Below are 13,031 nucleotides of genomic sequence, written 5' to 3'. Positions count from 1 at the left end.
CGCTACCTTAGCATGGCTGGCACGGCAACTACGTGGTTGTTCTGTCATGTTCTCGAGACTGCAGGATATCTAAAGAAGCATCTATGTCCAAAGGGTTAGAACATGGCCGTATAAAATTGTTCTTTCAGAATTTTTAAAATCAGTTCAATCGCTGCACTGCGTTGCTCTTTGCGATAACTGGCATACAGTCCAATGGTCGGTAAAGGTTCGAGGGTATTTTTCACCACAATTTTATCGCCCAACAAAGGAATCACATAGGCTGGTACCAAGCTCCATCCCACGCCCATGCCCACCAAATTTACATTGAGCAAGATATTGGTGGAATGCTGAACCACATTAACATTCAACTTCGATTGTTTAAAATAATCCTGAATAATTTTATAGAGTTGTGGTGAAGCACCTTCATCGCTGATAATAAAATCCTGCTGATTAAAACTTTTGATACTGACATGACGCTGTGCGGCCACAGCCGAATCTTTCGGAACAATCAGTGCCAAGGGTTCATTAAAAATTTGAACATTTTCCAGATCCTCTGAATCATCGATATAACGGGTAAAGGCAATATCAATATCGCCTTTTTTCAACGCCTTAAACTGCTCGGCATCTGTCAAACTATGAAAATCAATTTTCAGCTCAGGAAAGTGGGCACGAATATTGGGCATGATATAAGGAAATATTTTCATTTCTGCCACAGGCACAAAGCCAATATGCAGTTGGTCTTTACTTGTGTTTGCCACTTTGCGGGCATCAGAAATGGCTTTTTCCGCATGTTCCAGACTGAGTAAAGCTTCCTTTAAAAAGGCTTTGCCCTCCTCCGTCAGCTCTACTTTACGGTTGGAACGTAGCAGAAGCTGTACCCCCACTTCCTGTTCTAAATCCTTGATCTGCTGACTTAAAGAAGGTTGTACTGTACACATGCGCTGTGCGGCTTTGGTAAAGTTCAACTCCTCAGCCACCGCGACAAAATAGCGTAAATGTCGTAATTCCATCGATATTCTCCTCAGGGTTGAACCTGTTTGAGTTGAGGGGCAACGGCTATGCGGAAAACAGCTAAAGTGGCTAATGTAATCAGTGCACACAATAAATAGGTCTTACTGTAGCCCCAATAGGCAATCAAAATTCCCATAATCACCGAACCTAGCGCGAGCCCCAAATCAAACAAGGTGAAATAGGTCGAAACAGCATGCCCGATGCGATGTTTAGGAACCGTCTGAATGGCGACGGTTTGTAAGCAAGGAAATAACGTGCCGTAGCCCACGCCAATTAATATGGCCGAAAGCCAGAGTACCCAAGGCTGATGCAGTTGACTTACCACCGCCAAGCCTACGGCAAATAACACAAAGGACGGATAAATCACGCTACTTGGTCCTTTTTGATCGAACCAGCGCCCGACCCAAGGTCGGACCAGAATCATGGAACAGGCAAAGACCAAAAAGAAGGTGCTGGTATACGCCATCAGCTGTTGCGTTTCAGTGTAAGCCGCGATAAAACTCATCACACTGGAATAGGAGAAAGCGGTGAGCAGTGCCACCAATCCAACCGAAAGCACACGCATTTCAATGACATCTTGCAGCGCCAATTTGGATTGATGTGACTGGTGCTCCACTGGCGATGTCGGCTGGGCAATCGGAATAAATAAGCAAAACAAGAACCCCAGACTCATTAACCCAGATAAGACCGCAAACAGCAGGGTAAAACTGGCATATTGACTTATCGTGAGCGCCAATAGCGGACCGAAAACCACGCCAAGATTGGTCGACATGACAAAATACCCCATGCCCTCACCTTTACGCTGCTCAGGAATAAACTCGTTCGCGACAGGGACTGTAACGGTGGTTAAAATACTGAACCAGATCCCATGAATAAACCGCACCAACAGCAAACTCCACATGCTGTCGATCCATAAATAACTGAACGCAAACAGCACGAATAAAGCTTCTGAACCACGGAAACTGCGTTTAATCCCTATCTTTTCTGCAATTAAACCTGAAAATGGACGGACCAAAATGGAGGAGATAAGAAATAGCGTCAGAGCCAAACCCGCCTCTTTCACAGTCCCGCCAAGGTCTTTCATAATGTAAATTGGCAACACCGCCAGTAAGGCAAAGTAATAAGTAAATAAAAAAAGATTATTCACCACACAAAAAATAAAAGCACGATTCCAAAGCTTGAATCCATTTTCATCTGTGCCCATCTCATGAACTCAACTGTGCAGTAGAAGTTGCAACACGTGCAGGCTGTAACACTAAATTGAGTAAGGCTTGAATATAGGCTTCATCGGGCTGTCGATTAAAGAAAATCATTTGATAATGAATTGGTGCGTATAAGGTATCCAGCATCAGTTCAAAGGGATAATCGGCTCGAATTTCGCCACGTTGAATCGCCAAATCAATCAATTTCCGGGTTGCTTCACGACGCGGCAATAAATACTGACTAAAAAACTCACCAGCAGCTTCACGGTGTTCCGACAAAACCACCAATAGTGCACGCCCAATCGGGCGATGCAGTGCTGTCGCCAGTTTGAATAATTGTTGTTTTAAATTAAATTCAAGACTCTGTGCATAATCCAGTTCAAATACCGAAGCCGTTTCCTGTTTGAAAGCTTCAAACACCAAGTCTGACTTGTGTTTCCACCAGCGGTAAATGGTTGATTTGCCAACCCCTGCCCGTGCAGCAATCTCTTCAATGGTCAATTTACTGTAATCATAGTCCTCAAGTGCAGCAATGACTGCGTCTAAAATACATTGTTTACGACGCGAAGTTTTTTCAACATCTGACATAGCTCACCCAAAACGAAACGATACGTATCGTTTTATATTAAGATAAAATTTCTCGTTCTACCAGTGAACTACGACTAAGGTGAAATATTCTGGGCATTCGGCATCACAATAAAAAAAGCCAGTGGCTTTCACAACGCACTGGCTTTTTTGCATTCACTGAAAATCTTAACTCGGAGTCGAAGATTTCTTATAAATACTGCAAGAAGGATGATGGTTTTCTTGTAAACGTGCCACTTTGCGCTGTTCTGCGGCTTCAAAACGGCAACGCTTCCATTCATTGCTTAAATCAAGCGGTGGAATCTGTTTAGGCTTACCAGTTTCGTCTACGGCAACCATTGTGAAATAACAGCTATTGGTATGACGTACTGTACGTTTTTGAATATTTTGAGCTTCTACACGAATCCCAATTTCCATAGAAGTACGACCAACATGATTCACACTTGCCAAGAAAGTCACTAACTCACCAACATGAATTGGCTCTTTAAAGTTCACTTTATCTACCGATAGTGTCACAACATAACTACCTGAATAGCGGCTTGCACAGGCATACGCAACCTGATCGAGCAACTTAAGAATAGTTCCACCATGAACATTACCCGAAAAATTTGCCATATCTGGAGTCATCAATACAGACATGGTCAACTCCGACTGATCGTCTAAAATAGGAGTAATTTGATCTAATGGGGACATCGCGTTCTCTAGACTCTTGCAAAGATAGGAGGATATGTGGTGATTATTATATAACTTTTGTCATAAATAACATGTTCAAATCGGCAATAAAGTCATCATTATTACTTATAGTGATTAATACATCATTCAGTAAAATATATATTAATCCAGTCAACTTTCAGCCAAGCCTATGATTTTATTAATTTTGATAAAAATTCAGCAAAATTAATGGTAGAAAAATCAACTTTTATTATGCCATAACCTTCGACTCAATTATTGCAAAATAATGATGAACCTGACTCGATGATACTTTAAAGATGCACACTATGACTCTAGACAGCATTAGCTTAATGCCAGCATCTCTTGGGCTACATGGTCATATTCAAGTCGTTGCTGCCCCGCTATATCAGCGACTATGCGATAGGAACCATCATTATTATAGGCAACAATTTTGAAGATCATATGCGGTAAATTTGCCAGTTTGACCTGCTGCCCCACGTGCAGTTGGCTCCCAGCTATTGTCATTTTTGTCATGTGTAATAGATAAAATTATCATGTTAAAAATACAGTATATTCAGCACAAGGATTGAAGTAAATCGCTTGCGAATATTTCTGCTACAAAAGCACCATTCTTATACAATTTCTTTTTATTTCAACAATATATAAAAATATATAGCTTTCATTTACTCAACAATAAACGTCATCTATCTCATTCTATTTAGTCTAAGCGCTTTGCCAATACCATATTGTATGACAGGTAAATGCATCCCCTTACCGGTACAATCATCTTAATTTTTCACCGAATATTGCGGAATTTTATAGCCTTGAGAATAATGCTGTTGATCAAAAACTTTAAAAATCTGACTTAATTGTTGATCCGTGGCCTGAATACCAGCCTGCATGGTCTCCTCACGCCCTTTCACATCAAAAATATGTGATTTCTCCCTTAAGTCTGGTTGAATCACAATATCCGCATGTTTTAATTCCTCTTTGGCTAAATGGTTCTGCATAATATTAATATTCTGGTTAAATAACCCCCAAACATTGCTGGTTTCGGTATGTTCAGGTTGTGCCAAAATATCCACAGCTATCACAATGTCCGCACCCAAATCCCGCGCTACATTGACTGGTACAGGGCTAACCAATCCGCCATCCACATATTCTTCGCCTGCAATTTTGGTGGGAATAAACATGCTCGGAATCGATACAGAGGCACGAACCGCCTGCCCCGTATTGCCGTAATTAAACACCACCTTTTTGCCTTCTTTAAGCTCCGTTGCCACTACATACATCGGAATTTTTAAATGTTCTAGCGGTGTATTCAGCACTTGTTCATTCACATAGTCTTCGACTTTTTTTCCATCGAAGAATCCTGTCATCGCCAGTTTTACATCCCGAACATCATTCGGCTTCATACTCAGCGCCACTTCACGCAATTGTTGTGCATTTTTACCACTGGCATAAATCGAGCCCACAACACTTCCCGCACTCGTGCCGACAATTAAATCGGGATGAATGCCATATTGTTCTAATACTTGAATTACACCAATATGTGCATAACCCCGTGCACCACCACTGCCTAAAACTAAAGCCACAATCGGGCGATGTTGCGTTTGTTTCAGTTTTCTAAAATCGATACGCTCTGCTTTAACCTGAGCATCGACCAGAACATTTTTTGTTGCCGCATGACTAGGCAGCATGGCGGACTGCGCCATACTCTGCCCTGACACGTTGGTGAACAGCATTCCAATAACAAAACATGACTGAAGTGGCTTCAAGGCGAATTAAACTCTCTGCAAGACGGTGGCTATTCTATGCAAAACCCAACATTTGACTGTTGCATTTCGTAAAACTGACATTTAAGCCCGTTACAATAATGAATAAAAAAAGCGAAATCATGGAGAAAGTGCTGCTTTTTTGCAATTCCAGCCAGCTCGCATTAATGCTTGGCGAAGCCAATCTCGAAACATTGCACGTTTAGTTTACCCAAACAGCTTTCGGTCAAACCGAATATTCCAAACATAAAAAAAGCCAGTCTTAGATTTAGACTGGCTTTTTAGGGATCCAAAATTTAGTAGATTACCAAATATCTGAATTCACCTTATCTTTAAACTTAGGATGATTATCCAACTTAAACTCAGGTTCTTTAATTCCCTGTTTTAACTGTGAGGTATAGTCTTTCAAAAGCATTAAAGCAAAAGGCGTTAACAGCAGAATGGCAAATAAGTTGATGGTTGCCATTAAGCCCATTGATAAGTCAGCCATTGACCAAACCAGCGGTACGCTTGTAATTGCACCGAAGTACACCATAAATAGCACCAGTAAGCGGAACACAAACATCACTTTACGGTTGTTGTTAATGAACTGCATGTTACTTTCGGCATAAGCGTAGTTACCGATAATGGACGAAAAGGCAAACATAAACAAAATGATGGCAAGGAAGTCATCACCCCAATTACCCACTTGGCTTACCAACGCCATTTGCGTTAATTGCACACCAGCAAAGCCTGCATCATGATACATGCCAGATGACAAGATGATAATGGCTGTACATGAACACACCACAAAGGTATCCACGAATACACCTAGCATTTGAACCAAACCTTGGTTCACTGGGTGTTTCACATCAGATGCCGCTGCTGCGTTCGGTGCAGAACCCATACCCGCTTCATTCGAGAACAAACCACGTTTGATCCCCATCATCATTGCCATGGACACCATCGCACCAAAGAAGCCACCTGCTGCTGCATCGAACTGGAAGGCATGAGAGAAAATCAATTGGAAAATGTCAGGCAAGATCGGCAAGTTTTTCACGGCAATATACAACGCAACCGCTAAATACATCACAGCCATTAAAGGAACAAAGCTTTCTGCTACTTTTGCAATACGCTTAATCCCACCAAAAATAATGGCAGCGGTTAAGACAACCAATACGATACCTACCCAAGAAATTTCAAACGAGAAAAGTCCCAAGTTCATCATGAGATTGGCTTTATCCCAGCCCCATGCATGTGAAGTTGCATCAATAATCGAGTTGGCTTGTACTGCATTAAACACAAAGCCATAGGCTAAAATAAGTGACAGTGCGAAGACCACACCCAACCATTTTTGTTTTAGACCTTGGGTAATATAGTAAGCTGGTCCACCGCGAAACTGTTGGTTTTGCGTGTCGCGTACTTTAAACAGCTGTGCAAGAGATGATTCAACGAAGGCAGAACTCATCCCTAAAAATGCAGTAAGCCACATCCAGAACACTGCACCCGGACCACCAATCGCAATTGCAATGGCGACACCTGCCACGTTACCTACACCAACACGGCTCGCAAGACCAGTTACAAAAGCCTGAAATGGGGTAATCCCATGGTCATCATCGCCCTCTTTACGGCTCGATTTCATGACCTTAATACTGTGAAAAAACAGTCGAAGCTGCACAGCACCTGTAATGAGTGTATAAAACACCCCAACCACAACCAAAAATACAACCAGAAAATTCCATAAAGGATCATTCAGCATCTGTACCCAAGACATCAGGGTCGCATTTAATTGTTCATCCATTTTCTTATTCCTTAAGACTCAGCAGATATTGTTTGGCAATTCAAAAAAGGTCTTGAGAACAAGACCTTTTGCTATCTCTTAAGCGAAGAACTTAAGAATAAGTTGAATTACAGTTGCATTGATCAAGTCAACAAAGAATGCGCCACAGAGTGGAACAATCAGGAAGGCTTTATGTGAAGCACCGTACATATTGGTAATGGCTTGCATGTTGGCAACCGCAGTTGGGGTTGCCCCCATACCAAAACCACAATGACCTGCTGAAAGTACGGCTGCATCGTAGTTTTTGCCCATCACGCGGAAAGTGACAAATGCAGCATACAATGCCATGGTAATGGTTTGCGCACCCAAAATAACCACTAATGGGCCTGCCAAATCTGCCAATTGCCACAATTTCAACGAAAGCAATGCCATCGCCAAATACAACGAAAGTGAAGCATTACCAAATACATCAATCGCACGGTCAAAGATGTTCACTTTGAAAACACTTTCAAGGAGGTTACGTAAAATTACACCGCCGCCCAATGTCCACACGAAAGTTGGTAATTCAAACCAAGTTCCTTTACTGACACCTGTCATAAATTCTGCAAATGCCAAACATGCTGCAAACATACCTAAAGTGGTAATCGCATTATCTGCAGTAATTAAACGTACTTGGTGCGGATATTCAAACGGCGCTGATTCTTCAGCTTCCTTATCCGTCATTGGCGTATGATCACGTTTCTCAATCTGTGCATCAGTTTTTTCTTCAGCCAGTTGGTAACGGTTAATCAGCATCTTGGCTAAAGGACCACCAATTAAACCACCAATGATTAAACCAAAGGTGGCACTGGCCATACCCAGTGCCAAAGCACCTTGAATACCATGCTCAACTTCTAGAATTTCACCCCATGCGCCCGCAGTACCATGACCACCCGTTAAAGTGATCGAACCTGCAATCAGACCAATGAGAGGATCAATACCCAGTAAAGTCGCGAGACTCATACCAACAAAATCTTGCACCACAATGAATGAAGCAACGGCAATCAAGAAGATAACCAAGCCCATCCCACCTTCTTTGAGCTTAGAGAAGTTTGCGCTTAGACCAATAGAAGCAAAGAAAATCAACATAAAGCTGGTTTGCAGTTCACTGCTGGTGCTAATGCTGAAACCCCATAAGTTGTATACGACCAGGGAGAGGATCGCCGCAACCAAACCACCAGCAACAGGCTCAGGAATGTTATAACGACGTAAAAAGTCGATGCGATTCACAAGGAATCGACCCAATAACAATACAATGACTGCTGCGATTAGCGTATAAAACGCATTAAAAGTAAGTGCCATAATTCTTTTCCGCCAATTTTATCTGTTGTTATACAGATAAATAATAACGCCCTAGACATGAAAAGCTGCAAGCAGCAATTTGTACAAACAGTGAAACACTCTGTACAAAAAATACACTTGCAGTTTTACCCTTAGAGCAAGAGAATTTTAGAAGTTGTAACGTGCCATTGCGCCTACGCGATTATCTTTACCGGTTTCACCAGAGAAAGTTTCACGTTCACCATAAACATATTCAACCCCTAGCGTGACTGGAGTCACTGGGCTGTACATGACATTAAGCCAACCTTGTTGCAAGGTTTTGTTCTGTACTGTATCTGTAGAAGCTAAATTATCAGCATAATCATTACTGTCATTCGCCAGCATTAATCCATATCCTAAGGTACTGCGTACTTTTGGATTAAATTGGTAGGTTGCCCCTACAGTTAATGCATCAAACTCATTCAAGTTCACATCAGTAGTTTGCGGTCCCGTGTTATAGGCAGTATTGGTATATAACAGGAATTTATCATCACCTTTAACGTGAGAATAATCTCCCATTACACGGAGTTCATCCGTTACTTTATAGCTTGCACCTAAACCTAAGCCCCAACTAAATGCGGTTTCATTACCTGCATCAGTAGCACGAAATTCTTGTGCCAATGCGCGTAAAGAAGTAGAACCCTTACCTGCAGCAAAGTTTTGCTTCACTTTGGCTGTTAATGCCGGGAAACGGTTATCGTCACGGCCTTTTTCTAGCCCGACAAAATAAGCAGTATCTGCACTTAATTTGTCACTATAACGTATCATCGGTGTACGGAATGTGCCAATGCCTAATGGTGAGTTAAAATCAAGCATTTCAGGCTGTAAATCAGTTGCTAAAAAGCTAGATGTCGTTTGACCAAACAACCAATTATTCAGCGTTAAATAGGCATGACGAATACGTAAAGAATCATTCGTGCCGCGGAAATCAACTTCGATTTTTCCGCCAACATTCTGTCCTTCAATCGGTGATTTAAAATCTAAGCCCAAACGGGTTGTAGTCGCTGTGCTATAAAAACGATCTTCTGTTTTTGTTTTATCTGCAGCATTATCCAATGCCACCGCATTGATACGGTTAAAAATCGCATTGCCGCCCTCGAACTGATAAGAGGCATCACCACGAACAAAACCATATAACTTAACTTCAGCACCGCCCGCTGTTTTAAACTGCAAAGGTGAAGATTTTTCAACAGTCGGGTTATTCGCGACAGACGTTTTCTCAACGGCAGTCATTGTCGTATTTTTAGGCTGAGGCGCACTCGTAACTGTTGTGGCTTGCTGTACTTGCGGGAGATTTTGCTGGATTAAAGCTTTTAATGCTTCAACTTCTGCGCGTAATTGTGCAATTTCCTCTTGCTCTGCTGTTGCTGCATGAGTCGCTGTCATCATTAGAGTTGCGATAGTAACTGCTAAACTCTGACGAATCGCAGGCTTCTTCATGAGGGGTAAACTCATTCCAAGCTCCTTGTTCATGTTGTATTTTGCATAATCATCACGATCCATTTGAATGGATATGCACAAACAAATAGATCGATTCGTTCCTGCCAATTTCGCAATTGACAGCTACAGAATTGAAAGCGCAGTATTATGCTGCTTTTTTGTATAAAGTTTTATTATTTTTTATTAACTCAGTTTTAATTGATTCTAATTTAATCTAGAGCAACTATTCAGACACGCTTAATTATAACCCGATTATTTTCGCAAACTCATTGTTTAAAAACATAAAAAAAAGAGGCCTAAGCCTCTTTTTCACAGAATGATTGCAAAATTTAGAAATTATAGATGGCTACGACATTCACACGATTTTCCTCACCTGTTTTACTGGTTAAAGGTGTCGTTGCATTTGGTGCAGAGAAGGTCTCACGTTCACCATAAGTATATTCAAGACCTAAACTCACTGGTTTTACAGGGCTATAGAAGACGTTTGCCCAAGCTTGCCATAAATCTTTGTTTAACGCAGATGGATTAGCTGAGGCATTGATATAGTCTAAATCTTCGTCGTGAGTCATATAACCATAACCCAATGTACCACGCAACTTTGGATTAAACTGTTGGGTAATTCCGACAGTAATTGAATCAAACTCACTTTGTTGAATATTTTTATTTGCATCAATGGCATAACCTGGGTTTGACCAAGAAACAAAGCTGCTATCCCCTTTTACATGGTAATAGTCGGCTTTTAAAGTGGTGCTTGGGGTCACATTAAATTTTGTACCTAAACCGACACCCCATGCCACTTTTTCATCATCTGAAGTTTGCTTGTCTGCGACCATCGTACGTGCTGTCACAATACCGGCATTGTCGGCAAACTTGTGATTAAAACGTGCTGTTAACGCAGGAATACGCATTTGGTTATCAGGATCTGAACCTAGAGTAGTACCAGAGTTATCGCTATATTTGGAATCTTCAAGCGCAAAAATTAAATTGGTTTGTGGGCTAAACGTGCTGGTATAACGTACTTGCGGCGTACGTTTAACAGCACCACCCACATAACCTAAAGCATCAATTGATTCTGGCATATAGTCAGGTACGGCAAAGTTCGACCATGTTTGACCAATTAACCAGTTTGCATAAGTTAAATAAGCATGACGGATACGCAAAGTATCATTGGCGCCAAGGAAATCAACTTCGACCTTACCTGCAACATCACCACTTTGCGTTGGGGTTTTGAAATCAAAGCCTAAACGCGTAGCAGCCAAAGTTGATTTGAAAATATCACTATTGCCTTTCGTGCCTTCTAAAGCCGCTTTATTAATTTGGTTATATGGATGTGCTTTATTTGGGCCACCATCAATCTGGTAGGTCGCATCCGCGCGCACATTACCATAGAAATTGACTTCCGCGCCCCCCAACGTCATGCCTAAGCCTTTTTTCTCTGGCGCAGGTTTTGCGGGTGAAGTTTGTGCTGGTGCTTGAACTTGATAACTTGGTTGTGCAGCCATTTGTTTTTGCTGTTGAGCATACTGCTCCAACATGCCACGTAATTCCTGTACTTCTTTACGTAACTGTTCAACTTCCGTATTGCTATCTGCCTGTACAGTCCCCGCTGCGATCATACCCATCGCCAATACCAAGGTTTTTACACGTACAGACGTCTTCTGAATTGCCATTCTAAATTCCCTATTTATCACATTACAAGTTATTGGTTGTTCATTCCAATGAACATTTCTTGAGCCAAAATGTGACAGATAAGTCTAATATCGACTATATATGCTTTAGTCGAAGGCTATTTTTTTGTTTTTTATATAATTTACCATTTTGTTTGGGACTAAATTTGAGCTAAGTCTTTGTGTTCTCGACATAAGTATTGAATAATTATCTAAAAATAATGAATTAATATTCATTATTTCAAATTAAAGCGGTTCCCGGAATGATCTTTTTCACCCCACCCAATACCTTTAAGGTATTAAATTCAACCTATTAAATGTAAAATTTACGTAAATTAATACCTGAATATTTCATGCGGAACTTTGCATTCAGCATGCGCCACGGATTCTAAGCAAAGAAAAATTATCGATAAAAAGACTCGATATCGAATTACCATACTCAGTCCTGTTATTGCACTCAATTAAGTTCAAGTATTTAAGCCGCCATAGTAATGAGTCATCAGCGAACCATGAATAAAAATTATTTTTAAATTTTAATAAGATAGAAGTCACTTCATGCGGCGTATTGCTGTCTTCTTTTTTTTCTTCAAGTGGAATAAAGAATATCGATCAACAACCTCAAAGCAAATTTCCAATGGCATAAGCTCATCACACCATTGGAATAAAAGTAGGATTAGATCGCCTGATTAAAGGTATCACAGTCCTTCAGGTTGCCAGTTTGAAGTCCTGTCTGAAACCATTTCATCCGCTGCTGACTGGAACCATGGGTAAAGCTATCCGGCACAACCTGACCAGTTGCTTGTTTCTGTAGATAATCATCGCCAATTTTATGTGCCGCATCCATGGCTTCTTCAATATCACCCGACTGTAAAAATTGCGTGCGTTGCTGATTATGATACGCCCAAATCCCCGCTAAACAGTCTGCCTGCAACTCTTGGCGTACCGAAAGCTGATTCGCTTCTGCTCTAGACACTTGAGTCCGCGCTTGATGTACCTGTTCAGAGATGCCTAAAAGATTCTGCACATGGTGTCCTACTTCGTGAGCCACCACATAGGCTTGGGCAAAGTCACCCGCTTGATCTTGGCGAGTTAACTCGGTTTGGTTTTTCTCTCCACTAATCCCCATTTGCTGACGCATATCTTTAAAAAATGTCGTATCGATATAGACTTTCTGATCGACAGGGCAATAAAAAGGCCCCATGGCAGATTGTGCTGCACCACAGCCAGAATTCACGGCACCAGTAAACATCACCAGTTTAGGGGCAACATAGGCTTGATTGAGCTGTTGCTGAAACACCCTATCCCAAGTGTCTTCCGTATCGGCTAGCACCGTACCAATAAAGTCCATGGCTTCTTGCTGCTCGGGTGTCGGATGATCCAAACCTTTAGTTTCTGCTCCAGACGTTTGTTGTGTCACTTGCTGTGTGGCTTGATAAGCTTGTTGCGGATCTACTCCAAAAAACTTCCATGCAACAAATGCAACCACCAAACCGATAATGCTGATGCCACCCATTTTTCGACCACCGCCACCACGGCGATCTTCAACGTTGCGACTCACACGACGACCTTTCCATTGCATAGC

The 13,031-nt window shown here is 41.6% G+C and carries 11 protein-coding genes; all 11 read right to left on the bottom strand.

Annotated features, from left to right (window positions below):
- Window positions 1-95: 95 nt before the first annotated feature.
- On the bottom strand, window positions 96-989 hold the full coding sequence (locus tag ACX17N_RS03975; RefSeq protein WP_458891270.1) for a LysR substrate-binding domain-containing protein: 894 nt from the start codon (window positions 987-989) through the stop codon (window positions 96-98).
- Window positions 990-1,000: 11 nt separating this feature from the next.
- Window positions 1,001-2,194, bottom strand: coding sequence for an MFS transporter (locus tag ACX17N_RS03970; RefSeq protein WP_458891269.1), 1,194 nt, complete (start codon window positions 2,192-2,194; stop codon window positions 1,001-1,003).
- 1 nt (window position 2,195) lies between these two features.
- The gene (locus ACX17N_RS03965; RefSeq protein WP_458891268.1) at window positions 2,196-2,780 is read right to left on the bottom strand and encodes a TetR/AcrR family transcriptional regulator; all 585 of its coding nucleotides are present in this window, start codon (window positions 2,778-2,780) and stop codon (window positions 2,196-2,198) included.
- 165 nt (window positions 2,781-2,945) lie between these two features.
- Window positions 2,946-3,470, bottom strand: coding sequence for an acyl-CoA thioesterase (locus tag ACX17N_RS03960; protein ID WP_458891267.1), 525 nt, complete (start codon window positions 3,468-3,470; stop codon window positions 2,946-2,948).
- Between the two features lie 321 nt (window positions 3,471-3,791).
- A complete protein-coding gene (locus ACX17N_RS03955; RefSeq protein WP_458891266.1) occupies window positions 3,792-3,974 on the bottom strand; it encodes a hypothetical protein in 183 nt (60 codons plus the stop codon).
- 263 nt (window positions 3,975-4,237) lie between these two features.
- A complete protein-coding gene (locus tag ACX17N_RS03950; RefSeq protein ID WP_458891602.1) occupies window positions 4,238-5,149 on the bottom strand; it encodes a patatin-like phospholipase family protein in 912 nt (303 codons plus the stop codon).
- A gap of 379 nt (window positions 5,150-5,528) precedes the next feature.
- Window positions 5,529-7,004: an alanine/glycine:cation symporter family protein gene (locus ACX17N_RS03945; RefSeq protein WP_458891265.1), complete on the bottom strand. Its 1,476-nt coding sequence runs from the start codon at window positions 7,002-7,004 to the stop codon at window positions 5,529-5,531.
- A gap of 78 nt (window positions 7,005-7,082) precedes the next feature.
- On the bottom strand, window positions 7,083-8,324 hold the full coding sequence (gltS, locus tag ACX17N_RS03940) for a sodium/glutamate symporter (RefSeq protein ID WP_458891264.1): 1,242 nt from the start codon (window positions 8,322-8,324) through the stop codon (window positions 7,083-7,085).
- A gap of 147 nt (window positions 8,325-8,471) precedes the next feature.
- Window positions 8,472-9,797, bottom strand: coding sequence for a DcaP family trimeric outer membrane transporter (locus ACX17N_RS03935; RefSeq protein WP_458891263.1), 1,326 nt, complete (start codon window positions 9,795-9,797; stop codon window positions 8,472-8,474).
- A gap of 314 nt (window positions 9,798-10,111) precedes the next feature.
- Window positions 10,112-11,452: a DcaP family trimeric outer membrane transporter gene (locus ACX17N_RS03930; protein ID WP_458891262.1), complete on the bottom strand. Its 1,341-nt coding sequence runs from the start codon at window positions 11,450-11,452 to the stop codon at window positions 10,112-10,114.
- Between the two features lie 670 nt (window positions 11,453-12,122).
- Entirely contained in the window at window positions 12,123-13,028 is a 906-nt protein-coding gene (ypfJ, locus tag ACX17N_RS03925) for a KPN_02809 family neutral zinc metallopeptidase (protein ID WP_458891260.1), read from the bottom strand.
- Window positions 13,029-13,031: the final 3 nt, after the last annotated feature.

The organism is Acinetobacter sp. GXMZU3951 (assembly GCF_054457875.1).
This window is presented reverse-complemented; position numbering and strand designations above follow the sequence as displayed.

Bases quoted from the DNA above. Each gene is read 5' to 3' on its own strand.
- ACX17N_RS03975 (WP_458891270.1), bottom strand. From the start codon at position 989: ATGGAATTACGACATTTACGCTATTTTGTCGCGGTGGCTGAGGAGTTG.
- ACX17N_RS03970 (WP_458891269.1), bottom strand. From the start codon at position 2,194: ATGGGCACAGATGAAAATGGATTCAAGCTTTGGAATCGTGCTTTTATT.
- ACX17N_RS03965 (WP_458891268.1), bottom strand. From the start codon at position 2,780: ATGTCAGATGTTGAAAAAACTTCGCGTCGTAAACAATGTATTTTAGAC.
- ACX17N_RS03960 (WP_458891267.1), bottom strand. From the start codon at position 3,470: ATGTCCCCATTAGATCAAATTACTCCTATTTTAGACGATCAGTCGGAG.
- ACX17N_RS03955 (WP_458891266.1), bottom strand. From the start codon at position 3,974: ATGACAATAGCTGGGAGCCAACTGCACGTGGGGCAGCAGGTCAAACTG.
- ACX17N_RS03950 (WP_458891602.1), bottom strand. From the start codon at position 5,149: ATGCTGCCTAGTCATGCGGCAACAAAAAATGTTCTGGTCGATGCTCAG.
- ACX17N_RS03945 (WP_458891265.1), bottom strand. From the start codon at position 7,004: ATGGATGAACAATTAAATGCGACCCTGATGTCTTGGGTACAGATGCTG.
- gltS (WP_458891264.1), bottom strand. From the start codon at position 8,324: ATGGCACTTACTTTTAATGCGTTTTATACGCTAATCGCAGCAGTCATT.
- ACX17N_RS03935 (WP_458891263.1), bottom strand. From the start codon at position 9,797: ATGAGTTTACCCCTCATGAAGAAGCCTGCGATTCGTCAGAGTTTAGCA.
- ACX17N_RS03930 (WP_458891262.1), bottom strand. From the start codon at position 11,452: ATGGCAATTCAGAAGACGTCTGTACGTGTAAAAACCTTGGTATTGGCG.
- ypfJ (WP_458891260.1), bottom strand. From the start codon at position 13,028: ATGCAATGGAAAGGTCGTCGTGTGAGTCGCAACGTTGAAGATCGCCGT.